General features: G+C 36.1%; 28 protein-coding genes and 1 riboswitch. Of the genes, 11 read left to right on the top strand and 17 right to left on the bottom strand.

Annotated elements, in window-relative coordinates:
* The first annotated feature begins 50 nt into the window (after positions 1–50).
* A riboswitch (M-box (ykoK) riboswitch) is annotated at positions 51–221 on the top strand.
* Positions 222–478: 257 nt separating this feature from the next.
* The 4 genes from I580_RS10105 to I580_RS16495 all read left to right on the top strand — a co-directional run bounded on the left by I580_RS10105 (position 479) and on the right by I580_RS16495 (position 4086).
* Positions 479–895, top strand: a complete 417-nt coding sequence (locus tag I580_RS10105) for a hypothetical protein (RefSeq protein WP_010771874.1) — start codon at positions 479–481, stop codon at positions 893–895.
* On the top strand, positions 892–2073 hold the full coding sequence (locus I580_RS10100) for an FtsW/RodA/SpoVE family cell cycle protein (RefSeq protein WP_010771873.1): 1182 nt from the start codon (positions 892–894) through the stop codon (positions 2071–2073). The genes I580_RS10105 and I580_RS10100 overlap by 4 nt, the downstream gene beginning before the upstream one ends.
* Positions 2070–3248: an FtsW/RodA/SpoVE family cell cycle protein gene (locus tag I580_RS10095; protein WP_010771872.1), complete on the top strand. Its 1179-nt coding sequence runs from the start codon at positions 2070–2072 to the stop codon at positions 3246–3248. Before I580_RS10100 ends, I580_RS10095 begins: the two co-directional genes overlap by 4 nt.
* A 334-nt stretch (positions 3249–3582) precedes the next feature.
* The gene (locus tag I580_RS16495) at positions 3583–4086 is read left to right on the top strand and encodes a hypothetical protein (protein ID WP_010771871.1); all 504 of its coding nucleotides are present in this window, start codon (positions 3583–3585) and stop codon (positions 4084–4086) included.
* A 723-nt stretch (positions 4087–4809) separates the two neighbouring features.
* On the opposite strand, the gene I580_RS10085 is transcribed toward I580_RS16495, so the two are convergent.
* From I580_RS10085 to I580_RS10075, 3 genes are read right to left on the bottom strand one after another with little or no spacing between them, the layout of a single operon-like run.
* Entirely contained in the window at positions 4810–5118 is a 309-nt protein-coding gene (locus I580_RS10085; protein WP_010760984.1) for a DUF1292 domain-containing protein, read from the bottom strand.
* A 45-nt stretch (positions 5119–5163) separates the two neighbouring features.
* Positions 5164–5592 carry a Holliday junction resolvase RuvX gene (ruvX, locus tag I580_RS10080; RefSeq protein ID WP_010771869.1) on the bottom strand — a complete coding sequence of 143 codons (429 nt, stop codon included), beginning with the start codon at positions 5590–5592 and terminating at the stop codon, positions 5164–5166.
* The gene (locus I580_RS10075) at positions 5589–5858 is read right to left on the bottom strand and encodes an IreB family regulatory phosphoprotein (protein ID WP_010760982.1); all 270 of its coding nucleotides are present in this window, start codon (positions 5856–5858) and stop codon (positions 5589–5591) included. Before I580_RS10075 ends, ruvX begins: the two co-directional genes overlap by 4 nt.
* 357 nt (positions 5859–6215) lie before the next feature.
* Here I580_RS10075 and I580_RS17255 point away from each other — a divergent pair, with 357 nt between their 5' ends.
* Both I580_RS17255 and I580_RS17250 read left to right on the top strand, forming a co-directional pair.
* Entirely contained in the window at positions 6216–6428 is a 213-nt protein-coding gene (locus I580_RS17255) for a class I SAM-dependent methyltransferase (RefSeq protein WP_010771868.1), read from the top strand.
* Positions 6429–6447: 19 nt separating this feature from the next.
* On the top strand, positions 6448–6651 hold the full coding sequence (locus tag I580_RS17250; protein WP_245558652.1) for a methyltransferase domain-containing protein: 204 nt from the start codon (positions 6448–6450) through the stop codon (positions 6649–6651).
* Between the two features lie 198 nt (positions 6652–6849).
* Here the strand turns inward: I580_RS17250 and argF are convergent, their stop codons facing one another.
* The 6 genes from argF to I580_RS10040 form a co-directional block, all read right to left on the bottom strand.
* Positions 6850–7782: an ornithine carbamoyltransferase gene (gene argF / locus I580_RS10065; RefSeq protein WP_010771867.1), complete on the bottom strand. Its 933-nt coding sequence runs from the start codon at positions 7780–7782 to the stop codon at positions 6850–6852.
* Positions 7779–8966: an acetylornithine transaminase gene (gene argD, locus I580_RS10060; RefSeq protein ID WP_010771866.1), complete on the bottom strand. Its 1188-nt coding sequence runs from the start codon at positions 8964–8966 to the stop codon at positions 7779–7781. Before argD ends, argF begins: the two co-directional genes overlap by 4 nt.
* Positions 8963–9715, bottom strand: a complete 753-nt coding sequence (gene argB, locus I580_RS10055) for an acetylglutamate kinase (RefSeq protein WP_010771865.1) — start codon at positions 9713–9715, stop codon at positions 8963–8965. Before argB ends, argD begins: the two co-directional genes overlap by 4 nt.
* A 54-nt stretch (positions 9716–9769) precedes the next feature.
* A complete protein-coding gene (gene argC, locus I580_RS10050) occupies positions 9770–10801 on the bottom strand; it encodes an N-acetyl-gamma-glutamyl-phosphate reductase (protein WP_010771864.1) in 1032 nt (343 codons plus the stop codon).
* A gap of 181 nt (positions 10802–10982) precedes the next feature.
* Positions 10983–11372: a GyrI-like domain-containing protein gene (locus I580_RS10045; RefSeq protein WP_010771863.1), complete on the bottom strand. Its 390-nt coding sequence runs from the start codon at positions 11370–11372 to the stop codon at positions 10983–10985.
* A 99-nt stretch (positions 11373–11471) separates the two neighbouring features.
* A complete protein-coding gene (locus I580_RS10040) occupies positions 11472–12170 on the bottom strand; it encodes a DUF554 domain-containing protein (protein WP_010771862.1) in 699 nt (232 codons plus the stop codon).
* A gap of 228 nt (positions 12171–12398) precedes the next feature.
* Between I580_RS10040 and I580_RS10035 the strand changes: the two genes are divergently transcribed.
* The 3 genes from I580_RS10035 (at position 12399) to I580_RS10025 (ending at position 14199) form a co-directional block, all read left to right on the top strand.
* Complete coding sequence (locus I580_RS10035; protein ID WP_010771861.1) at positions 12399–13151, top strand: threonine/serine exporter family protein; 753 nt, start codon at positions 12399–12401, stop codon at positions 13149–13151.
* 52 nt (positions 13152–13203) lie between these two features.
* On the top strand, positions 13204–13680 hold the full coding sequence (locus I580_RS10030; RefSeq protein WP_010771860.1) for a threonine/serine exporter family protein: 477 nt from the start codon (positions 13204–13206) through the stop codon (positions 13678–13680).
* Positions 13681–13767: 87 nt separating this feature from the next.
* Entirely contained in the window at positions 13768–14199 is a 432-nt protein-coding gene (locus I580_RS10025; protein WP_010771859.1) for a GNAT family N-acetyltransferase, read from the top strand.
* Positions 14200–14266: 67 nt separating this feature from the next.
* On the opposite strand, the gene I580_RS10020 is transcribed toward I580_RS10025, so the two are convergent.
* The 7 genes from I580_RS10020 to yycF all read right to left on the bottom strand — a co-directional run bounded on the left by I580_RS10020 (position 14267) and on the right by yycF (position 22002).
* A complete protein-coding gene (locus I580_RS10020; RefSeq protein ID WP_010771858.1) occupies positions 14267–15109 on the bottom strand; it encodes a TIGR03943 family putative permease subunit in 843 nt (280 codons plus the stop codon).
* Positions 15110–15123: 14 nt separating this feature from the next.
* On the bottom strand, positions 15124–16029 hold the full coding sequence (locus I580_RS10015) for a permease (protein ID WP_010771857.1): 906 nt from the start codon (positions 16027–16029) through the stop codon (positions 15124–15126).
* 388 nt (positions 16030–16417) lie between these two features.
* A complete protein-coding gene (locus I580_RS10010; RefSeq protein ID WP_010771856.1) occupies positions 16418–17224 on the bottom strand; it encodes an MBL fold metallo-hydrolase in 807 nt (268 codons plus the stop codon).
* 52 nt (positions 17225–17276) lie between these two features.
* Positions 17277–18158 carry a two-component system regulatory protein YycI gene (locus I580_RS10005; protein ID WP_010771855.1) on the bottom strand — a complete coding sequence of 294 codons (882 nt, stop codon included), beginning with the start codon at positions 18156–18158 and terminating at the stop codon, positions 17277–17279.
* A complete protein-coding gene (locus tag I580_RS10000; RefSeq protein ID WP_010771854.1) occupies positions 18158–19465 on the bottom strand; it encodes a YycH family regulatory protein in 1308 nt (435 codons plus the stop codon). The genes I580_RS10005 and I580_RS10000 overlap by 1 nt, the downstream gene beginning before the upstream one ends.
* Positions 19462–21291 (bottom strand): cell wall metabolism sensor histidine kinase WalK, encoded by a 1830-nt coding sequence (walK, locus tag I580_RS09995; RefSeq protein WP_010771853.1) that lies wholly within the window; start codon positions 21289–21291, stop codon positions 19462–19464. Before walK ends, I580_RS10000 begins: the two co-directional genes overlap by 4 nt.
* 6 nt (positions 21292–21297) lie before the next feature.
* The gene (gene yycF, locus I580_RS09990) at positions 21298–22002 is read right to left on the bottom strand and encodes a response regulator YycF (protein WP_034860283.1); all 705 of its coding nucleotides are present in this window, start codon (positions 22000–22002) and stop codon (positions 21298–21300) included.
* Positions 22003–22189: 187 nt separating this feature from the next.
* Between yycF and I580_RS09985 the strand changes: the two genes are divergently transcribed.
* The gene (locus tag I580_RS09985) at positions 22190–23149 is read left to right on the top strand and encodes a S66 family peptidase (RefSeq protein WP_010771851.1); all 960 of its coding nucleotides are present in this window, start codon (positions 22190–22192) and stop codon (positions 23147–23149) included.
* A 51-nt stretch (positions 23150–23200) separates the two neighbouring features.
* Here the strand turns inward: I580_RS09985 and I580_RS09980 are convergent, their stop codons facing one another.
* A complete protein-coding gene (locus tag I580_RS09980; RefSeq protein ID WP_010771850.1) occupies positions 23201–23566 on the bottom strand; it encodes a MerR family transcriptional regulator in 366 nt (121 codons plus the stop codon).
* A gap of 98 nt (positions 23567–23664) precedes the next feature.
* On the opposite strand from I580_RS09980, the gene I580_RS09975 reads away from it, so the two are divergent.
* Positions 23665–24408 (top strand): SDR family NAD(P)-dependent oxidoreductase, encoded by a 744-nt coding sequence (locus tag I580_RS09975; RefSeq protein ID WP_010771849.1) that lies wholly within the window; start codon positions 23665–23667, stop codon positions 24406–24408.
* The last annotated feature ends 71 nt before the right edge of the window (positions 24409–24479 follow it).

The following is a 24479-nucleotide window of genomic DNA, read 5'->3' as shown; positions in this document are numbered from 1 at the left end:
TACTTAGCTAGTTGACTTTAAAGGAGATATTCATTATATTTAGGGCGATCTGAATAACTTGTTAGGTGAGGCTCCTATGGAAACACAGGCTACTGCTCAAAAATGTCGAAAGACAGGAATGGGTAGGACAGGAATTGTCGAATTAAGGCTTTTCACAAAGTAGCTAAAAGCGCCAGCTTTTTACGTTTCATAGTGCTAAAACTCAACGATGAGAATGATGAAGAAGCTCTATTTGTGCTGAAATCAATCCCCCTTCGCTGAGTTATTTATGCGAAGGTTTTTTGTTTTGAGAAATAATGTTGGCAGAACAATTGATTTTTGGAGGTGACTATTTATATTTACAGTTTGAAGAAAGCGGACTAGAACTGCCTGTCACTCATTACTCTTAGCAAAAAGAACTCTTTATTCCCATCTGAAACAATTCCTATAGCCGAACTTTATTTGATGATCAATTAAAAATGATTAGCGAGGAATAAAAATGAAAACAGGAATGAAATTCTTAATCTGCGTGATTCGCTGTACCAACTTGCTTTTTGCCAGTATCAGGAGTTATAGTACAGTCCGCTTTCTTAATGGAAAAAAAATAGCTCTATCTCCAGTCAACAATAATTATTTTGGTAATCAACAGAATAATTATAATAAAATTACGCTAACACCGATCAGTGTCAACAAGCACGAAGTCGATGCAAACGACGAGCACTTAAATACTACTATTCTTAGTGATTTTCTTGTGACTTTAACACAAAAATTTTTCACAGGAAAATCGTTATCAGTACCAGTAAAAGGGATCTGGACTTTTAACGATTGCACTAACGTTAACAGCACCTTTAAAATTGATCAAAAACAAACTGAAAAAATCATTCATGACTTTTTGGACAATGGAGCAAAACAATGAGCTGGCCAAAAAGATTATCCAAGCTGCATTATATCGACTTTTATATCTTAATCCCTTATTTGATTTTATGTATCATTGGCATACTAATGGTCTACAGTTCAAGTTCCTATCAATTGTTAGATAGTGACTTGGGAACTGCTAGTAAAGCCATCAAGCAAACCATGTATTTTCTTTTCAGCTTAGTTTGTATGAGTGTTGCCTATCGAATTAATTTAAGTGTGCTTCGTAATTCTAAGATGATGTATTGCCTATTAACATTTACATTTCTATCTATTGTTGCATTGCCTTTTATCGGAACAAGTGTTGGTGGTGCAAAACGCTGGATCAATTTGGGTGTGCTGCTTTTCCAACCATCCGAGTTAGTTCCTTTAGTTCTTGTCCTTTACTTGGCGTTAAACTTAGCAAAAAATGATACACTAGTTCCTTTTACCCTAAAGAATCATAAGCGCTCATTGTTGGTTTCGATGTTCTTTATGTTCTTTGTTGCTTTACAGCCAAATATCGCTGGCGCTTCAATGATTTTCATCTTGGTTTCAGTTATGTTTTTGTTCAGTGGTTTGTCTCCTTTATTTACATCAATAGCTTTAGTTGGATTCGTTGTACTAAAACGACTGGGGACAGTTCTTTTATTATCAATTCCAACTGACTGGATGCCTCAAAAATTTGGCTATTTAGTCACACGTTTTGAAGTAATGCAAAATCCATTCATTGATCCGACAGGCAAAGGATTTCAAACTTCAAATGCATACTACGCAATGCATAATGGCGGATTTTTTGGATTGGGTTTAGGTAACAGTATTCAGAAAAAAGGCTTTCTTCCAGCCGCTGATACGGATTTTATTTTCGCGATTTGCATCGAAGAACTAGGCTTGATTGTTGCTTTAGGTATTTTATTTGCTGTCTTCTTTATTGTTGCCCGGTTATTTTTATTAGCCATTAAATCAAAACACCTTTATTACTCTTATCTTTATATCGGTTGCGGGATGTTGTTATTCCTTCAGGTTGCTGTAAATGTCGGTAGTTTGTTAGGCTATATCCCGATGACCGGGCTAACATTTCCTTTTATCAGCTATGGCGGCTCTAGTTTGCTAATTCTAAGCATTACACTTGGCATTGCCTTGAACGCACGGGGGACCGAGCAGAGGGAAACCTTTAAGAAACAAGGAGGGCTTGTATGAGAAATGCGTTAGCAAAAAAAAGTGACTCGGTGAATTACGCCCTCCTCTTACCTGTCTTTCTTTTGATACTGGTTGGTTTCGTTGCACAATACGGAGCGTTCCATGCCGATCCGGCTATTGACTCGGTGAGACCGTTATTAAAAAAACAGTTTTTATGGACGTTATTAGGGCTTGGAACAATGTTTGTCACGATGTTCATTCCGATAAAATATTTATGGAAATCAACTCCTATTCTTTATAGCCTCTCCCTTTTTTTAATGGCATTGCTTATCAAATTTCATGATCCTGTCATGGCAGCTGCTACAGGAACAAAACGTTGGCTTCGATTAGGTCCAATTACGTTTCAGCCCTCAGAACTCATGAAACTCGGCTATATTTTGATGTTAGCCTATATTGTTACAAGAAAACAACGATCAGAAGGTCCCTCTACATTAAAAGAAGATCTTCGTTTGTTGGGGGAATTATTTACCGTTAGCTTGCCTGTTTTCTTTTTGATGTTCTATCAAAAAGATTTTGGTACGAGTTTAGTTTTTATCTCGATTTTGCTTGGTATAATTCTTGTTTCTGGTTGTTCTTGGAAAATTTTAACTATTGGGTTTAGTATTACAGGACTGCTTGGTGTCAGCGGCATTTTATTGGTATTGACTGAGCGTGGGCAAAAAATTCTTTCTTCTCTCCATTTTAAACCCTATCAATTTAATAGAATCCACGCTTGGCTCAATCCTTTTGAATACGCTGATTCAATTTCGTTTCAGCAGGCTCATGGTTTAACGGCTATCGGTTCAGGCGAAATGATAGGAAAAGGACTAACAAATTTACAAATCTATGTCCCCGTCCGAGAGTCTGATATGGTTTTTACAGTAATCGGTGAGGCTTTCGGGTTTGTCGGATCGTGTGCTTTAATTCTGTTATTCTTTTATTTGATTTATCAAATGTTGATATGTACATTACACGCTAAGCGTGAATTTTATGCGTATATTACGACTGGCGTAATTATGTATTTCTTGTTCCATATTCTCGAAAATATCGGGTCTAATATTGGTTTACTTCCTTTAACTGGAATTCCTCTGCCTTTTATTAGTCAGGGTGGTACAGCTTATTTGGCTAATTTTATTGGGGTTGGTTTAGTACTTTCTATGTATTATCAGAATGAGAAAACTGAGATTAGTGGATAAGTTATAGGGAAAGAGCTGAATCTCTGTTTTGAGATTCAGCTCTTAACTTATAGATAGATTGCTTTTTAGAGTTCAAATTCAATATAAATAATTTTTTCATTTTCTCCTCTTAAAAACATTATTTTAATATAACTGCATTTTTATTGTAAGAGTCTAAATCTATCTTTTTCGGGATAACAACGTATCTTACTTACAACCTAAAATGAAATATATATTAAATTAAAAAGAAAGATAAAAGTGATTTTGATTAAATAAATATTTACAACCTTATGACTATATCGTATTATATGTTTATCTCAATCGCGATGAGAAAAAATGAAGGACAGGTGTTATAATGACTCTTAAAAAAAATATTATCTTATTTTGTGCATTAGGGCTACTTGCCTCTGCCGTTTCTCCAACTGCTATCGTATTTGCCGATTCTATTACTAATTCAGAACAACGAAACGATGAACAATTTGATCCTGATTTTCAAATTAATGGGTCTATTTTAGAAGAAAATGGCTTTACTAGTAAAGAAATTGAAGCCTTTAACAATTATGAATCACCTGGAATCTATTTGGAAAATGGAAAAGCCTTTATTAACGGTGTAGAACAGTTAGATATGCAACGCGGGAAATTTACATGGGCAGTTAAAGCTATTAGAAAAGTTTGGAATAAATTGCCTGCAGGAGTTAGAAATACTATTAGTGGTTACGTAGGCATAAATGGGTTTTTAAATTTAATTGAACACTACACTGGAACTTTGGAAAACGCTATTTTTAACGCATGTAAAAAAGTTGGAATGCCAACTGGGGTTGCTAACTTTGTCACTAAAACCATTATGTTGTTTATCTAATTCATGAAAGGACGTTTATTTGTATGAAAATTAAATCACCGTTCTATCTAATTTTATCCGTTATTCTACTAATATTAGCTATTTGGGATATATATTCCATATTTTCATTGGAAAACACTCTATCAAAAAATATTATAGATATCTTAACAGCGCTACTGACATTTATAGTGTCTATTGTATGTTTTTCAAAAGCCACTGGAATAGAATAAATTCATACAGCTATCTTATAATAGATTGGGACAGAATGAGATGCGACCTAAAAGTTGTACGTAAATTACCCAGCTAATTGGCTAGTATGAATTCGGTATTGAACCGAACTGATGCTGATTGGTACCTACTTGGTGCTCTTCAAATTTTTGTGATCAAGTAGGTGCTGTGCAACAATGTTTATCTGCGACGAGCCTTTAGCGAGAAAGCATCAACTCGTTCCTCGTTGTGTTTTACAGCAATTTCAGCTTATTTCCGATAAGATTGCTTCTGCTCCCACCGTTTATTAGGATTCCAAGAGAGTCCGACGTGATTCAAAGAGTTATGTCCTACTCTCTTTATTTAATTAAAGAATTCATAACCCCGAAAGTATAACTATTAGCCAGCTAGCATAAGAATCTAAAAAAATAGTAAAGCACTTAAACTATTAAAACAAACCTATTCAAAACACCATTCACCAAAACAAAAGAAAAAGCTGAATCCTTATGTATCAAGGGTTCAGCTACTCTTTTAACTCTATTCTTCTTCTTCTGCCATGAATGTATTGAACACTTCTTCAATCATGTCCCATTCAGCGTCTGTTTCAATTTGTTGTAATTCGCCTTCTGTTCCTTCGTTGTTTTCGATGTAAGCGTAGGCTTGTAATTCAACATCTTCTTCTTCTGGAACGCCAGCTGGATACAGAAGCACGTAGTTTTTGCCGAATTCTTCTTGTCCGTCAACAGTTAATAAAATTTCGTATAATGTTTCGTTTCCTTGCTCATCAACTAAAGTGATGTGTTCATGTCCTTCGTGATCATGATCATGGTTATGCTCTTCTGCCATTGTTATGCTCTCCTTTTATCTGCACTTGTTTTCTAAACAAGTCATTTAAATTTTATTACCAGCGCCATCTAGATAATTTTGTAAAATCATGACAGCAGCTACTTTATCGATTACTTTTTTTCTTTTTGCTCTGGAAGTGTTTGCCTGCTCCACTAACATCCGTTCCGCCTGAACTGTAGTCAAACGTTCATCTTGATAGGTAACAGGGATTTGAAACATATCTTCAATTTTCTCGCCATAAGCCATTGATGCTTCTGCTCTTGGACCAATCGAATTATTCATGTTCTTTGGTAATCCCACAACAAAGCGAGTTACTTCATATTCCTTAACTAATTCTGCTAAGCGCTCAAAGCCGAATTCTTCTTGTTCTTCATTGATCCTAATGATCTCAACACCTTGTGCCGTCCAACCAAATGGATCACTGACAGCGATTCCCACAGTTTTCGACCCGACATCAAGTCCCATTACTCTCATCGAATAGTGATTCCGTGATCAGATAAGTAATATTTAACTAGCTCTTCCATGATTTCATCTCGTTCGTGACGACGAATCAAATTTCGAGCGTCTTGATAACGAGGAATGTAGGCCGGGTCTCCAGAAAGCAAATAGCCCACAATCTGATTAATCGGATTATATCCTTTTTCCTCTAAAGCCTTGTATACAGTAGCCAGAGTCTCACTTACTTCCTTCTTACGACTGTCATCAAAATCAAAACGTACAGTTTCATCTGTAAAACCCATTTATCTACACCTCACTTATATTCTATTCATACAGTTTCATTCTACTAAAAACAAGCCAAAACTACAAACAAAACTTAACAATTTCTTCCATATATTAAAGATTTCCTTTAATTTTAACAGAATCGACTGGTTATTAAGGGAATAATTTAGTTTTATACGTAATTATGAAAAAAGCGGACCGCTATTTTTTCCTGAGCTCTGTTTTTTTATTGTATACTCATTTTAAAAGGTTAAAGATAAAATAAAGGAGTTTTTTATGTTGATTTTGGGAATTATACTAATTGTAATGTTATTGATTTGTTTATTTCGGCTACTATTAAGACAATCAAAAAGCCAACGGGTTTTATTGGTATCTTGATGATGTCTTTGTGGAATGTTACTTATCTACCTTTAGTCAAGTGGGCGATGAGCAACGTTTCATTAAATATGCATTCTGTTATTTTGGACATTGGCGTTGGGAATGAGGCTTCAAGCGCTTACCTTTTACAACAAATCACTTCCTCATCTGTCACAGGTATTGATTTTCCTAAAGCGGCGATTTCACAAGCAAACAAAAAAATACCCAGATAATAAAATTTATTTTGAAACAATGGATATTCATCATTTGTTTTTCGCTTCGGACACGTTTGATTTAGTGACAGCTTTTCAAACACATTTTTACTGGGATGATCTAGACCAAGCCTTAAATAAAATTTATTGCGTACTTAAGCCGAATGGTCTTATTATTTTTGCCTGTGAGACAGCGAAACGCAACTATTTTTTACCCCAATTTAAAGATACTGCGAATTTCTAAAGATATTTATCAACACTCGGCTTTTCACTAGCTGATCATCGTACGACGAATCAATGGACTCTGTATAAAATAAAAAAGTAGGACATAACTCTTCGAGTCATATCCCACTCAGGTGGAATCCAGATAAACGGTGCGAGCAGAAGCAATCCCTTCCTATTTCTCGGGATTAGACACTTCTGTCACAATCTTCTTCACTTTTTAAAGCTTAGCCATCACTTTGACCATTAAGGCTTTTTGCGCATGAAGTCGATTAGCTGCTTCTTGGTAAATTGCTGAATGGATCCCATCGATAATATCTGTGGTCACCTCTTCCCCTCTGTGAGCGGGAAGGCAATGTAAAAATAGATAGTCTTTTTTGGCTTGAGCAGTTAATCGATTATTAACTTGGAATGATTTGAAGATTTCTGCTCGTTCTTTTTGTTCTGATTCATCCCCCATACTCGCCCAAACATCCGTTACTAGAACATCAGCATTTTTTGCTGCCTGTTCTGGATCTGTTAAGATTTCAATTTTACTACCACTTACTTTAGCATTTTCTTTTGCAAGTGTAACAATTTCTGCTTTTGGTTCATACCCTTTAGGCGTTGCGATCGTTATGTCCATTCCAACCAAACTTCCACCTATCAAAAATGAATGAGCCATATTATTACCATCACCGATATAAGCTAATTTAATTCCTTCCAACTGCCCTTTTTGCTCATAAATCGTTTGGAAATCTGCGAGAATCTGACAAGGATGATGATCATCAGTTAATCCATTGATCACTGGAATTGATGACGCCTCAGCTAATTCTGTAACCATTTGATCTGAAAAAGTACGAATCATAATTGCATCTACGTAACTAGACATGACGTTAGCAGTATCCTTAATTGGTTCTCCACGTCCCATTTGTGTATTTTTAGAATCTAAAATGATTGCTTGCCCACCAAGTTGAATAATGCCTGCTTCAAACGATACACGTGTCCGGGTACTATTTTTTTCAAAAATCATGGCTATTATTTTCCCAGCTAAAATACCTCGGTAAGCTTCAGGTTTAGCTTTTATCTCTATCGCTAGTTTGATGATCGATAAAATCTCTTCTTTGCTTAACTCTGTTAAGTTTAAAATATTTCTACCATACATAGAATTCATTTTACTCCTTCTCCTTTTTCAAAAAAGCTGTCCTGTGAAACTAACTCATTTAACACTTTTTCAATAATATTTAGACCATGACTCATTTCCTTTTCTGTAATTGTTAATGGCGGTAACAATCGTAAAACCGTTTGACCTGCTTTTAATGCGAGCAGTCCATTTGCCTCTAACTGATCTAAAACATAGATTAATGTTTGTTGATCTGCTAACTCAATACCGATCATTAGACCTTTACCACGAACAGTTTTGACCAGTTGATTTTTTTCTGTCATTTTGAGTAAGCCGCTAAATAACTGCTGGGCTCTAGCTTGCACTTCGTGTAAAAAAGCTGGCTTATTAATTCGCTCTACAACTTTACATGCTACACTCATCGCCAGTTTGTTTCCTCCAAAAGTAGAACCGTGAGTGCCAGGTCCAAAAAATTCTGCTAGGCTAGCCTTACCAAGCATCGCACCAACGGGAATTCCATTTCCTAACCCTTTTGCCAAGGTAAAAATATCAGGTTCAATCTGATACTGTTCATACGCATAAAGAGTGCCTGTTCGACCGATGCCAGTTTGAATTTCGTCCACGATCAACAACACATTAAACGCATCACAAAGTGCTTGTACAGCTTGAACCCATGATTCCTCTGCAGGCAAAATCCCCCCTTCCCCCTGAACCAATTCCAGCATCACAGCTGCTGTCTGTTGGTCGATCGCCGCTTTTAAAGGGTCGATTTCATTAAAAGGTACGTAAACAAACTCTGGTACTAACGGCTCAAATCCAACGTGAATACTTTCTTGACCCGTAGCGCTCATCGCCCCATATGTTCGACCATGAAACGAATTTGTAAAGGTAATAATTTTGCTCTTCCCTGTTGCCTTACGTGCTAATTTGATTGCTGCTTCATTGGCCTCTGCTCCACTATTACAAAAAAAGCTGACATACTCTTTGTTATTTGCTAATTTCTCAGCTGTTTTCTCTTGTAGACCGTTTTCATATAAATTAGGGGTATGCCATAAAAGACTAGCTTGATCCAACAGTACTTGATTCAATTCAGGATCATTGTAACCTAAATTCATGACGCCAATACCACTGGTAAAATCTAGGTATTGTTTTCCGGTATGATCAGTCAGTGTACAATGAGAACCCTCGATCAATTCCAGTTCTTTTCTTTGATAATTTGGAAATAAATAACTCATGCATATACCTCCTTGGACTTGATCAGTGTGCCAGCATGTTGTAGTTTGTTTGTGATATGTACTTCTTTTACTCCACCTTTGATGGCTGCTACAGCACTTTCTAGTTTAGGTAACATACCGCCTTTGATGATTTTTGCTGTTTTTAACTTAGAAACATCATTCGTCGTAATTTCTTTCAACCACTGATTCTCTTTCTTCACGCCAGGAACATCTGTCAATAAATACAATTTTTCAGCTTGTAATTCTTCTGCTACTTTACACGCTACGTGGTCTGCATTAATATTTAACCACTCTCCTGTTTCTGTTAATCCCAATGGTGCAATGATCGGAATATGTTTTGCCTCAAGTAAATGCTCCAATAATTCAGTGTCTACTTCTTTGACCTCTCCTACTGCTCCTAATGTAGATTTATCAAGAAACGTTCCCGTAATAAGTTGACCACATGATGCATTTAATCCAACAACTGAGAAACCTTCTTGTTGAAAATACGTTGTGATCATCGGCTGAACTTGACCAATGAGAACCATTTGAGAGATTTTTAGTGTTTCTTCCGTTGTGACCCGTAACCCGTCATGAATCATTACAGGGACATTCAGCCGTTGCATCATTTCAGAAATATAATGCCCACCCCCATGTACGATCACGACTTTTTTTCCTTCTTTTTGCCAATGTTGGACTTGTTCAAAAAATGATTTTGTTAAATTATCACTGGCTACTCCACCCATTTTTATAACAATAACCTTCTTCATGATTGTCGCTCCCTCTGCTCTTCAATTCTTCATTTTTTAGTTACTAGATAGTTATTATGGATAAATTGGTAAAAGTTCTAATCCACATCGTTCATCAAAACTAGCAAAAATATTCAAATTTTGAATAGCTTGCCCAGCAGCCCCTTTTCCTAAATTATCAATAACGGTTACGATCGTAATCATATTCATTTGTGGATTGTATGCCAGACCAATATCACAAAAATTTGAGCCAATAACTTGTTTAATTACTGGATAATGTCCAACTTCTTGGATTCGGATAAAAGGATTATGTTTAAAATGATTGTCATATAATTGAACTAATTCCTCGTCAGTCATCGCTTCTTTTAGCTTGGCATAAGCTGTTAAAAAAATACCTCTTGTCACTGGAATCAACGATGTTGAAAACTGAATTGCGTTAAGCGTTGGTTCCCATTTCTTTAACTGCTGGATAATTTCTGGAATATGTTGATGACTATTCATTTTGTATAACGCCATATTATCATGGCTTTCGGAATAATGAGTCATTCGTGAGAGTCCTTTACCAGCACCTGATATCCCTGATTTTGCATCCATCACAATAGAATCTAACTCCAGTTTACGCTCTACTAACAATGGAGCTAATGATAATTCTGCCGCTGTAGCATAGCAACCTGGATTAGCGATCCAGTTCGATTGAGGCTTTTCACGATATTCTGCTAAGCCATAATCAAATTTTTGGATTATCTCAATTGGTGCCGCAGCTGATCCGTACCACGCTTCATATGCACCTATTTCTTTTAAACGAAAATCCCCCGATAAATCGATCACTGGAAAATTTGCCTGAATAAACGGTAACGCTAATTCTTTAGAAATTCCTGACGGCGTTGCTAAAAAGACTAAATCACTTTGTTGCATAATTTTTTCTGGATCCATTTCTTCTAAAGGGAGTGAAATGAGTTGCTTCAAATGCGGATAACTCGACTCAAATGATTTTTTATTCATCGAATGACTATGAATTGAAACAATTTCAACATATGGATGTTGTCTAAGATATCGTAATAGCTCTAATCCACTATAACCTGTCACACCAACAATTGAGACTTTCATACACTTCACTTCTTTTCTATTTATTTTGTTTTTAACGAGTGTTGTTTTTCATATTATATGATTTCCACCCTTATAAGTCAACGGTTTTTTATTAATTTATACAAATATAATAAATATTTATGCATATTTAAAACTTAAAAAATCAGGAACAACGCCCAATGCGCTATCCTGATTTTATAATTTATACAGAAAGATAAATTACTATCGTTCCATCCTCTTTGTAGTGTTCAGCATCACTTTGATAAGTCCGCCTTTGTTCTAATGCTGTATCTTCCCATATCTTCTGCCAAGTAGCTCCCACTCCTTCTGGACTGGCAACCTCTACCGGAATTTCCACATATTCTCCTGTTTGAAGAACTGAAGTATCTGGGAATTCTGCCTGTTCATTTCCAACTAATAAGTCATAATCACCTTTAAAATTGCTGTCATAGTTTGAATAAACAGCATAAAACTCTCCTATCAACTGCATTGCTGGAACTTTGCTCCACAAAAAAATAATGTCATCTAAACACTGATTATTTGTGCGGATTTTCTTGCCTTTGATTGTTTTTTCGGTTAATTGAATTGTCATTTTTATCACTCCTTGGGCTTTCTAAAATGAGCATAACACAAAAATGATGACATCTAGCTGTCATCATTTTTGTTTGATTCTTAGAATTTTTTCTCTTCTCTATACATAAAACTGTACCGTAATAATTCCAATTAAAATTAAAATTCCCGGCAGATAGTTAGAAACTCTGATTTTCGTCATCCCCATAATATTTAAACCAATCCCTAAAATCATCAATCCGCCGATCGCGCTGATCTCTTCCATTAATGAATCCAACAATTCTTTAGGAATATAGTGCATCAACACACTAGCAAACAATGCAATAATTCCTTGATAAAGAAACACGGGCACTGCTGAAAAAAGAACGCCTATCCCTAATGTAGCCGTCAGCATAATTGACATAAATCCATCCATCACGGCTTTTGTAAACAGTGTTTGATGATTGTTTGCAACACCACTTTCGATCGCACCGATGATTCCCATCGAACCAATTAAAAAGATCAATGAAGCTGTCACAAAACCTTCAGCAAAATTACTACCTGGTTTTGCATAACGTTTTTCTAGTTTCAATCCAAATTCATTCATGCTATTTTCGATCCCAAAAGCTTCTCCTACCATGGCACCCAAACATAAACTGATCAAGATCACGATAAATGAGTCTGTTTTGAAAGCCATTTGAATGCCTAATACCAACACACCCAGACCAATTCCTTTTGTCACAGTATCTTTCATTTGCTCTGAAATGTTTCGTAAAACAGCTCCTAACAAGCTACCACATACAATTGCCACCCCATTGATCAAAGAACCAATTAAAATCATTTGTTCATCCCCATCATCTAATATTTCGATACTTTTTCTATTATACGATAAGTTAAGATAAAGTGATAATTTATTTTCTAAATATTCTTACAATTAATAAACACTCAACTATTTGTGCAACATGATTTATCGAAAAAAGTATTTTTACTATTCCATGCTATTTTTTCTAACCATAATCAACTATACTAATCATAGATATATAATAGAACGAAAAAGCGAGGAAACTAAATGACAAAGATAGATATCGAAAAAGTCTTAGAAACTTGCTTACTTGCAGGTAAAATTATGCTGGAAAGTGACGCAGAAATGTATCGTGTTGAAGATACAATGAGTCGAATTGCTTTGGCATCAGGTGATTATCGACTCGTCAGCTATGTTACACAAACTGGGCTTTTCGTAGGATTAGACGGCACTTCAACTATCCGAATGGTACAAATTTTAAATCGTTCGATCAATTTAGAAAAAGTCTCCAGAATCAATCAACTTTCTAGAGAATACGTAACAGGTTTTTTGACCCTTGAGGAACTTTTAGAACACTTAAAAGCGTTAGAACAAGAACGGAAGTTTTTTCCTTTATGGCTGAGGTTTATCAGCGCAGCTGTAGTGAGTGGAACGATCATGATTTTATTTGGCGGTGTTTGGGCTGATTTACTTTTGACTTGTTTGATCGGGGGAATAGGATATATTCTTTATTACGCTAGTTTAAAAGTGCTAAGAATCAAGTTCCTTTCAGAATTTCTAGCTGCATTTTTTATCGGTTGTGCCGCAATTCTCAGTAGTCAAATCGGATTAGGAGCTAATCAAGATATGATTATTATCGGCTGTGTTATGCCTTTGGTTCCTGGTGTTCAAATGACAAATGCTTTACGGGACTTATTAGCTGGTCACTATCTATCGGGTGTTTCTAGAGGAACCGAAGCGATGATGACAGCCTCTATGATTGGTTTTGCTATTGCATTTGTTTTTCAGTTATTCTATTAAAATTCTCTTCGTAAAGTAGAGCAGTTCATTTTAAAAATTTGGAGGTGATCAAATGGCTAGTATACTGACCCAATTTTCTTTTAGTTTTTTAGCAGCAGCAGCCTATGCTATTATTACAAATGTACCTAGACGCTCACTAATCGCTTGTGGTATATCTGGTGCATCTGGCTGGATGTTTTATTGGTTTGCGATCCAATTAGGTGCTAATGCAGCTTTAGGTTCTTTATTAGGAGCTCTAAGTGTTGCAGCCGTTAGCTTCGTTTGTTCACGTAAGTTAAAATTACCTGTTACTATTTTTAATATTCCTGGAATGGTTCCTTTAGTTCCTGGCGGGCTAGCTTATCAAGCTGTTCGAAATTTAGTAATTGGTAACTACGAAACAGCGATTGCTTCTATGGTACAAGCGATTATGATTGCAGGCGCAATTGCTTTAGGCTTGGTTTTATCAGAAGTTTTGAATCATAATATCCGCAACTTTAGGGAAAAACGAGATGTAGTGAGTTTGATTAGAAAAAAAGAAGAAAACTAAAGTAATTTTTTAAAGAACATATAGAGAGGTGAGTTAATGAGTGCGATCGGTCTTCTTTCACATCCGAAATAAGAAAGGATAAAGGAAATGATCAAAAAAATAGATACTTTAACAAGTACGGAATTAGAAGAACTATTACTGATTTGGCTATCTGCTAATTACGACGCACATTCTTTTATTGCTAAAGCGTATTGGCAAGATAATCTTGCTCTTGTAAAAGAACAGTTGCCTCAAGCTGAGCTTTATGTTTATTATGAAAAGAATAAAATCGTTGGCTTTTTGGGGATGAAGGATACTTATATTGCGGGTATATTTGTCTTGAGTGATTACCGCAATAAAGGGATTGGCCGACAATTGTTGGCTGAAGCAAAATATAGTCAAGATACGTTGCGTCTTTCAGTCTATGCTAAAAATCAAAAAGCCTATGATTTTTATCAAAATAATGGGTTTCAACTTACAAACGAACACACGGACGAAAGTACAGGCGAGCTAGAGTATCAGCTTGATTGGAAAAAATAAACAATCAGAGATAATAACAAATACCCATGAGGGCAATCGCCTTCATGGGTATTTGTTATTATCTCTTTTAAAACGAACGATAAACATATTGATTTTTCGGTTCCTCAACATGCTTCACTTTCGTAACATCCACTAGTGGAATTTCTCGTTTAAAGGGGGCATAATAACCAGAATGAATCGTTCCCGTCAATTCTACCCAATCATTGTTCTTAAACGTTTGACCCTTAGGCATACGAGTCAATAATCCAAATACACCCGAATCCGCTACACAATGAATAATCCCAAAACGGAATACAAACACTTCGGTTTGCTCTTCCTTTGCAGAGTTAAAAGCAAAACCTTTATAAGAAATCGTTTTACCAATAAACTCACTTGGATAATTATAAATCAGTTCGATCACTTCCAAGTAGTTTTCTTCTGTTACGGCTACATGGTCATCTTTGATATATCTTGTTAAAGCCTGCTTCATTTGTTTATCATACTCTGTCTTATCAAAGTAAATACTAGTATCCGGTTTTAGATATTGCGTCTCAACATCTGGATCCCCCACAGATTCCTTACTTAATGGAAAATTAAATCCTTTAGCCTCAACAATCGAAGTATCCAAACTAACCGTTGGAAATAAGAACCCTACAACTAAAGGCAACACTAATAAAAGATAGGCAATTCCGCGTTGATAAGGTTTGTTTAACCCATGATCATGTTCATGATGGTGATGCTGAACATGCGTTTTTTTATCCTCTTCCTTATTCCACAAAATCAGCTGAACGATTGCCAGAACAAAAGAAAGCACCATCGATAAAATGGCTAAATAACGGTAATGAACATTTATATATTGGTTTAATCTACCTGACACCTGTAAATACATCATTAAAGTCGTGTAGCCAACTAAAATTAAAAATCGAATCATCTACTCTATCCTCCTTAGATCGCTAGCGCATAAAGACTGACAACCACGGTTACGATACCCACAAATTTTAACATGAACGATGTTTTAAAGTAGCGTTTCATCATGAGCAGATTTTTAATATCTACCATCGGTCCAAAAACCAAGAAACCAACAACTGGTCCATTTCCGAATAAACTCAATAAAGATGAACCAATAAATGCATCCGCTTCGGAACATAACGACAAAGTCGCTGCCAACACAAGCATCACCAGAATCGCTAAAAGCTTCGTGTGTCCTAGCTGTAAAATCGCTCCTGTTGGTAAATAGGTTTGCATCGCCGCTGCTAAAAGAGAACCAATTATCAAGTAACGCCCTGTATCAAAAAATTCATCGATACCATGTGTCAGAACAGACCAACACTTATGCCAGAATCCCTCTTTTTCATGATGATGCTCTTCTTCAGTTATCGTACACGCCGTATCAAGTCCTGCTTGTTTCAAAATAGGCTCATTGTTGATATACGCCAACCAAATCCCAACAACCAATGCAACCAACATACTGCCAACAACACGCCAGATAACAAATTTCATAGCATTGCCAAACGCAATATATGTTGAAAAAAGAACGATTGGATTAATGATTGGTGCAGTTATCATAAATGCAAACGCCGTGTAAGTAGGCACATCTTTTTTTACAAACTGATGAACAATCGGTACGATGCCGCATTCACAAGAAGGGAAAAAGAATCCTAGTAAGCTTCCTACTACGATCGATAAAAATTTATTTTTAGGCAATAATTTTTTGACTCTTTCTGGTGTTAAGAACACATGTAAAGCGCCTGATATCACACAACCTAGCATAACAAACGGCAAAGCTTCAATCACGATCGATAGAAAAATTGTACCCATTTGCAAAACTGAATGAGGTAAAAACTGAAACATCTAATTCCTCCTACTACTAAAAATAACACCGGTAATCCTATATTTTCCGGATGTTTTTTTACCATTCCAAAATATAATTAACTATACTGCACCTATTATAAAAAAACAAGTTCCGTTAGAATATATTAAAACATCTATAATATATTGATTGGATAACAAAAAAAGTGAGTAGGACATAACTCTTCGAGTCATATCCCACTCACTTGGAATCTGGATAAACGGCGGGATCAGAAGCAATCCCTTCGGAAATAAGCTGAAATTGCTTTAAAATACAACGAGGAACAAGTTGATGCTTTCTCGCTAAAGGCTCGTCGCAGGTAAACATTGTTGCACAGTACCTACTTGGTTCTCGAGATTAAACACTTCTGTTCCATCCTCTCTTACATTATCAAATCGCAAATAGTTCTGACGCCGATTCAGGATCTGTATCATAGACATTAAAATCAAAATTTACACCTAAACCTTTTTCAGTTAAAATCGACTCCATCGCCATTCGAGCATGTTCCTTGGTATTATTTTCTTTACTTAAATGACCTAAGTAAATACGTTTCGTATGATCTCCAATCACATCAGCCATTGTTAAGGCTCCGTCGTCATTAGATAAATGGCCTTTATCCCCTAGAATTCGTTGTTTTAAACTCCATGGATAAGGACCCATCCGCAAGATTTCCAACTCATGGTTGCTTTCAATAAGATAAGCATCTGCATCTTTGATCGTCCCACGAATATGATCGCTACAATAACCTGTGTCCGTCAACATCACAAATGAACGATTGTCTTTATAGAATCGATAAAACTGTGGTGCAGCTGCATCATGAGACACACCAAAACTCTCAATATCCATGTCACCAAAGGTCAAGACCTTCCCCATATCAAAGATATGTTTTTGTTCAAGCGCGACATTTCCAATCAACGGGTCCATTGCCGCCCATGTTTTTTCATTTGCATAAACATCTAATTTATATTTTCTAGCCAGTACACCAACTCCATGAATATGATCTCGATGCTCGTGTGTCACTAAAATAGCATCTAAATCTTCTGGTTTGCGATCAACTTCTGCCAATAATGAAGTGATTTTCTTCCCGCTTAGCCCTGCATCTATAAGTAGCTTCTTATTCTCTGTTTCAATAAAAAGGGAATTACCGGTACTGCCGCTGGCAAGAATGCTAATGTTAAACGCTTTTTCTTGACTCATTTTCTCTTCGCTTCCCTTCAGTAGTCTACAGCTACCTATTATACAACCATCCCTACTGGTTTTCCACCTTTGGTACAATATTATTTGTGATGATCGTATTACTCATGGCATTTACTTGTTCGATCTGCAAATTACTACCACTCGACTTGATCCCGATAAACCAAACGGGCACATAGACATTTTTTTCACGAATTTTATAAATTCTTGTATAAGCTAATTTCATAAATGTGATCTTTGCATTGCTCGGAATTTTATTATTGATATACAATGTTTCAATTGCGTCACGCTCAGATGATAAATCAGTTTTATCTCTTAGCTCTTCAATTCCCTGAATATGAGTTTGAGTATACTTATAAATCTTGTGAATACTTGTTGATTCATCTGAGTTTTCTAATTTTAATGAGATTTGAGCAGTGTCATCTTTGAATGGAATATTCTTATACCTTTGAGACACAATGATTTCAGGAAATTCTCCATTCAAACTAGAAAAATCTGATAAATAACGGTATTGCCCACCAAACAGCACACTATTTTTATCATTCAAGAAGGCTTCTAGGGATTTTTCTACATTTTTTTCATCAATAAAATAACTAGTCTGTGCATAATTCATCTGAGGATAAACAGTTATTGAGTTATCGATCAGTTCGATACCCGTTTTAAAAAAATTACGATCTCTTGTTTCTCTTTCTTTTTGAATAGCATCATAAAAATTAGTTTGTTCTCCACTTAAATAATAGCCTTCTTTTTTTTCACCTGAAAGTGTGCCTTTGTAAGTAATGCCATCTTTAGCAAGTCGCTTTTCAATACTGTCTGTCTGATCAGAGAAGGAGACATTATTTTCTTCTTTCAAGCCCTCTTGATAAATGCCAAAAAGGAACATGTTCAACCCTAAAAATACGAGGAAAAAAATCCATTCGATTCGTTTGAAGTCCACTATCCCACCTCCAACTTCGCTAGATATTCCAATAGTTCTTGTTCTGGATACCATTTGTCCTCATAGCGAATATACCATTCCGGAGTTAGATCGACCACTTGAGTTACTTCTTCGATTTTATGCCAAGTATATCCTATCACCATCGAATTGATTTTCGCGGGATCAGCACCATTAATCGTCAATTCTTCCAATAAGCTCTCGGTTCCTTTTAAATCGACTTCTTCTTCAGAAGGAATCGGTACTTGAATCGTATCTACGCTCGTTTCAATCACTACGTTTGATTTTTCTGCTTGATCATTCCCAATCCTAATGCGAACTTGTCCTTTGTCATTTTCACTAAACACTGGAAAACCTTCTACAAAAGTTCGATAATTAATCTCTGAATTAGTCCGGTCAAAATAACGAATATTCCCCATGTTTGTTCCTAATTTTTTTATATACTTAAAGCTATCAGAATAAATATTATCCTTTGCAGTCCGGGCTTCCAAATCGCCATTAAAATAGATCGTTCCAAGTTTTTCATCCACTGTCAAGCGTTCATTACCGCTTGTATAAGACAAGTCTTGACTATCTTCATTCGTTTGGATATCTTCAGCGTTAGAGAAGAAAGCATTTCTGAACTTAGTTACAGGCTGGGATGCCAAAATATAACTATATTTTTTCATTTTCAGCTCTTCTGACAGATAATAATGTTTACCTGCAACTGCTTGCTGTTCAGAAATTTGGTTATATCTTACGCCAACTTTGTTCATAAGGTTTTGAACTTTTTCACTATCGATCGTAATTGGTGCTTCATAAATATTCTTACGATTAAAATCTAGAAAACGAATTCTATTTTGAATCAAATCAACTTGGACACATGTGAAGAAAATTTCATCAGCGCTCACTTCTATTAGTTTTAAATTCAAATCATAAACAGAAACATATTCATTTAATGAGAAAGTTCCTTCGTAAAGTAACTCAAACCCTTGATCCATTGATAAATAACTTTCAAATTGCTCTGAATTTCCACTAACAATTTGAGTTAGGCTTCCAAATGAGCTATGCTTGATTTCATTTTGAACGTTTGTGATTAAATTTTCACTATTGTTCATTTCTGATTTTCCATCTTGCATACGAACCAAACGTAATGGTAAAAATACGTCTGTATCAACCCTTTCATTGATCACTGTCGTTGCAAGTTGTGGATCAATTTTGGCTGGTAGTCCTTTTTTGGAAGAGCTGACCCAAATCGTGAATGAAAAATATAAACTGAGCAATACCAAAAATATTAGGCCAATCCGCACAATTTTTTCTACTATTTTCATTCCCACCAATCCTCCTCATAAGGTTCATAAGGTAAGGATATATAAAAGGTAGATCCTTGACCTTCCTGACTTTCCACCCAAATGGCTCCATTGTGCGCTTTAACGACTTCTCTTGAAATAGCAAGTCCTAGCCCTGTTCCACCTTGTTCGCGTGCACGAGCTTTATCCACTCGATAAAAGCGTTCAAATACTTTATTGACGTCTTTTTTAGGTATACCTAAACCTTGATCGGTGACACTAAAAATTACATTGTTATGGGTTTCAAGTAAACGGCAAGTAATTGCTCCACCATCAGGAGAATATTTAATTGCGTTGTTTAAAATATTATCCAAAACTTGGATCACTTTGTCTGTATCTAATTCTACCCATAAATCGCGCTTCGTAAATTCACGGTGAATGGTATAATTTTTGTCGTTTGCTTCAACCATCATATCAAAACGGTCCAATACAAAATTGATCAATTCATTGAAATTTACGTATTCCAATTGTAATTCTCCATTACCTGAATCCATCCGTGATAAATTCAGTAAATCATTGATCATTCTGATCATTCGATCCGTTTCTTCCAGTGTCACTTTTAAAAAGTTAGGTGCTATTTCTGGATTTTCCCAAGCGCCCTCACTTAACGCTTCAATATAACTACGCATACTAGTTAACGGCGTCCGTAGTTCATGAGAAACGTTGGAAACAAACTCTCGACGTTCACGTTCATTTTTCTCTTGTTCTGTTACGTCATGAAGGACACAAACTAACCCTGTAATAAAACCTGATTCTCTGCGAATCATCGCAAAATCAACACGAATGATCATTTGATCTTCTTCCATTGAAGAAAGTGAGCGATCAATCAAAATTTCTTCTGGTTCTTCCAATAATTTTCTCAACGTATAATCTGTTTCGATGTCTAACAGTTCTAATAAGGAGGAACCAATTACATCTTCATCTTTTACATTCAATAAGGAAAGTGCCATTTCATTGATTGTAATGACTTTTCCTCGTCTATCGGTCGCAATGACTCCATCTGTCATATGAGCAAGGACACTGTCTAAACGATTACGTTCTGCTTCCATCGTTTCTTGGGCTTCTTCAATACGCTCAGAAAGTTGATTGAATGTTTCAGCCAATTGTCCTAGTTCATCTTTTCCATAGACTTTGACTTTACCAGTATAATCGCCTTTGGCAATTCGTAGAGCTTGTTCCCGCATTTCGCCAATCGGTTGGGTAATCGATCGCGCAATCAATAATGTGACAATAATCGAAATCGCACCAGCTATAACTGAGGCTGTAAAAAAGATGCGGGCTGTATCAGTGATTTCTTTGTATTTTCCTTCGGTATTACTTTTAACATAAAGAACCCCGATGACTGTGTCGCCAGTCGGGGATTGGATAGGCTGAACATTGATATAAACTCGCTTATCTTTATCTACTGCTGAATATTTCTTCGCACTGAAATCATTTAAGTCACGATAATCATTTTTTTTGCCGATGATCCCTTGTTGATTTAAATCACTAGTTGCTCTCACTATTCCTTTGTCATCCACAACACGAGCTTCAATCGTATCCGAGGCGGAAAAGTCACTCAATATTTTTTTTAAATTCGCATCGATCTCAGTTCGATCTCGATCTTTTTCACCTAGTTTTGTGCTTAAGGTACTTGCTAATTGGTTTACTTGAGAGTCAACATTCTTCTTGTAATCTCGAATCGTTGTTGATTCTAATTCTCGAATAAAATAACCTCCGATAATTTGAATTGCAATCAACAATAACAAAATAAACGATAACGCAATCTTAAAGTTTACCGATTGAAAAAAGTGAACTTTTTTCTTCATACGTCACTACTCCTGTTCAGGATTTCGAAGATAGTAACCAACCCCGCGACGTGTTACTAAATAGGTTGGGTGGCTTGGACTGTCTTCAATCTTCTCTCTCAAACGGCGGACTGTCACATCAACGGTACGAACATCTCCAAAATAATCATATCCCCAAACCGTTTGCAATAAATGTTCTCGAGTCATCACTTGACCAATATGTTTTGCTAAATAATAAAGCAACTCAAACTCACGGTGTGTCAGCTCAATTTTACTTCCTCGTTTTGAAACCATATAGGCATCCGGATGGATCGTTAAGTCTCCAATCGGCAACTCTGATTGAGTCGTTGTTTCTGCTTCCTTGGCACTAGTTGCACCACGACGCAAATTCGCTTTGACACGTGCTACCAATTCACGATTTGAAAATGGTTTTGTTACGTAGTCATCTGCACCTAATTCTAGTCCTAGAACTTTATCGATTTCTGAATCTTTAGCAGTTACCATAATAATCGGCATATCATAGGTTTTGCGAACTTCTCTAGCAACTTCCAAGCCATCCATTTTTGGTAACATTAAATCAAGAATAATTAAATCAGGTTCAACTTCTTTAACTTTCTCAACTGCTTCTTCGCCATCATACGCGGTAAACACTTCGTATCCTTCTTTAGTAAGATTGTATTTCACAATATCTGAAATCGGTTTTTCATCATCTACAACTAATATTTTTTTCATATAAGAGGCACCTCTTTTTTCTTTCATCTTTTGATTCATTAATCATATTCTCCACTATTATACCTTATTTTGTCCACTGTTTCATCTCTGACATAAAGAGACCTTACGCTTTCTTATCTATATCTTGCAAAAACGTCAGGTTTCTGACTATAATTAAGAATAAGTTTTTTTAAAGGAAGCGATAAAAATGAAACCACCGCGATTACAAGCTGGCGATGAGATTCGAGTCATTGCCCCATCTAGCAGTTTTTCACGTCTCACTGAATTGGGTGTTCAAGCGGCAGAGCAAAAATTAATAGAACTAGGCTTCAAAGTTACTTTTTCAGAACATACAAATGAACACGATGCCCTTGGCTCTTCTTCGATCATGAGCCGAGTAAAAGACCTTCATGAAGCTTTTTCTGATGACAGTGTCAAAGGAATTTTAACAGCCATCGGCGGATTCAACAGCAATGAATTATTGCCTTATTTGGACTTTGAATTAATCAAACGCCACCCAAAAGTTTTTTGCGGGTTTAGCGACATCACCGCCTTATGCAATGCGATTACTACAAAGACTAAGTTATTGACTTATGTTGGTCCTCATTTTTCCAGTTTTCAAATGGAGGAATTGCAGCCTTATCAGACCTTAGCCTTTTTGCAAGCCACTGCAACTGAAGATCCCTTTGAAGTAACAGCTTCTAAATCATGGAGTCAAGATGAATGGTACTTACCTGAAGCAAAACGGACATTGCACACGAATGAATGGAAAATTTATAGTCATTCAACCCCTGTCACTGGTATTTGCTATGGTGGAAATTTAGGTACTTTCCAGTTGCTTTTTGGAACACGATTCTTACCTGATCTTGAAGGATCGATTTTATTTGTTGAAAATGCCGAAGAAGATGATTATCATGATTTTGCTCGTGGTTTAGCCGCTTTACTTCAAGTGGTTAAACATCCACAAGCATTACTGATTGGTCGATTTCCTAAAAAGACCGAAATGACCGAAGAGCGACTTTTGGCTATTTTAGCAAAATATCCTTTGTTACGAGAAATACCTGTGATCTATGATATGAACTTTGGACATACCCAACCTATTTTCACGATTCCGATTGGTGATCAAGCTACAGTTGATACTACTCAGAAAAAAATCACCTTTTTTTAAACGAAAAGCCTCAATGATCCTTCCACTTATTTGTGAAGGACTCATTGAGGCTTATTTTTTATATTCTTTTTCCAGTTTGTCATATAGCGCAAGTTTATCATCTAACAATTCAAGGTGGTTTTTAACCTTTTCGTATTCACTTAAAATTTTTATTCGATGCTTTAATAGTAAATTTTTTCGCGCTGTAATGGTTGAATCCCCTATTTTTCTTAAATCGGCATATTGTTTGATTTCTTTCAATGATATCCCTGTATTCTTTAATTTAATTACAAAAATTGCCCACTCAAGCTCTTCCTCTCCATATACCCGATAATTGTGATCATCTCGACAAGGTTCGATCAAGCCTTCTTTTTCATAAAACCTTAATGTGTATTCACTAATACCTATTTTTTTTGAAAATTCTCTGATTGTATACACCTTTTTCACCTCTTTTTTTATTTGTGCTTGCTATAGAGCGTACTCTAATCTCTATACTTTGATTGTACCACCAAAATGACCCCTTAGGAGGAAATAGGATGAAGTATACAGTAATCACAGGAGCAAGTTCTGGTATTGGCTTGGAAGCAGCAAAAGCATTTAGTAAGTTAGGAAAAAATTTGATTTTAATTGCTCGAAGAGAGTTTCGGCTTGAACAACTTAAACAAGAAATATTATCTGAGTTTCCTACTTTAGACATTGTCGTTACAATTGCCGATTTATCTCAAGAAAAAGCTGTTCTGGCGTTATATGAGACGCTAAAAAAATATGATATCGAGACTTGGATCAACAATGCTGGCTTTGGTTATTACCATTCAGTTACTGATCAGGACTTAAATAAAGTAACGCAAATGCTACATTTGAATATCGAAGCATTGACACTGCTTTCTATACTTTATGTGACAGATTACGAAAAGGTAGAACATGCACAATTGATCAATCTATCCTCTGCTGGCGGATATAAGAATGTTCCTAATGCGGTAACCTATTGCGCTACAAAATTTTATGTTAGTGCCTTTACAGAAGGTCTTGCGTTGGAATTAAAAGCAAAAGGTGCCCAGTTGAAAGCAAAAGTCTTAGCACCAGCTGCTACTGAAACTGAATTTGCTCAAATTGCTAATGATTCTAAAGACTATGATTACACGAAAGGTTTTACGACTTTCCATACTGCAAAAGAAATGGCACAGTTTCTCATTGAACTTTATCAAAGTCAAGAAGTCGTTGGCCACGTTGACCGGAATACGTTTCAATTTACTCTATCTGGACCGATTTTTGATCATTGACACGATGGGATTAAAAATATATAACATCACAAAAAAATCGCCTGCTAGATTCAATCCAACAGACGATTTTT

It is taken from the genome of Enterococcus caccae ATCC BAA-1240, from assembly GCF_000407145.1.
GTDB lineage: Bacteria > Bacillota > Bacilli > Lactobacillales > Enterococcaceae > Enterococcus_L > Enterococcus_L caccae.
This window is presented reverse-complemented; position numbering and strand designations above follow the sequence as displayed.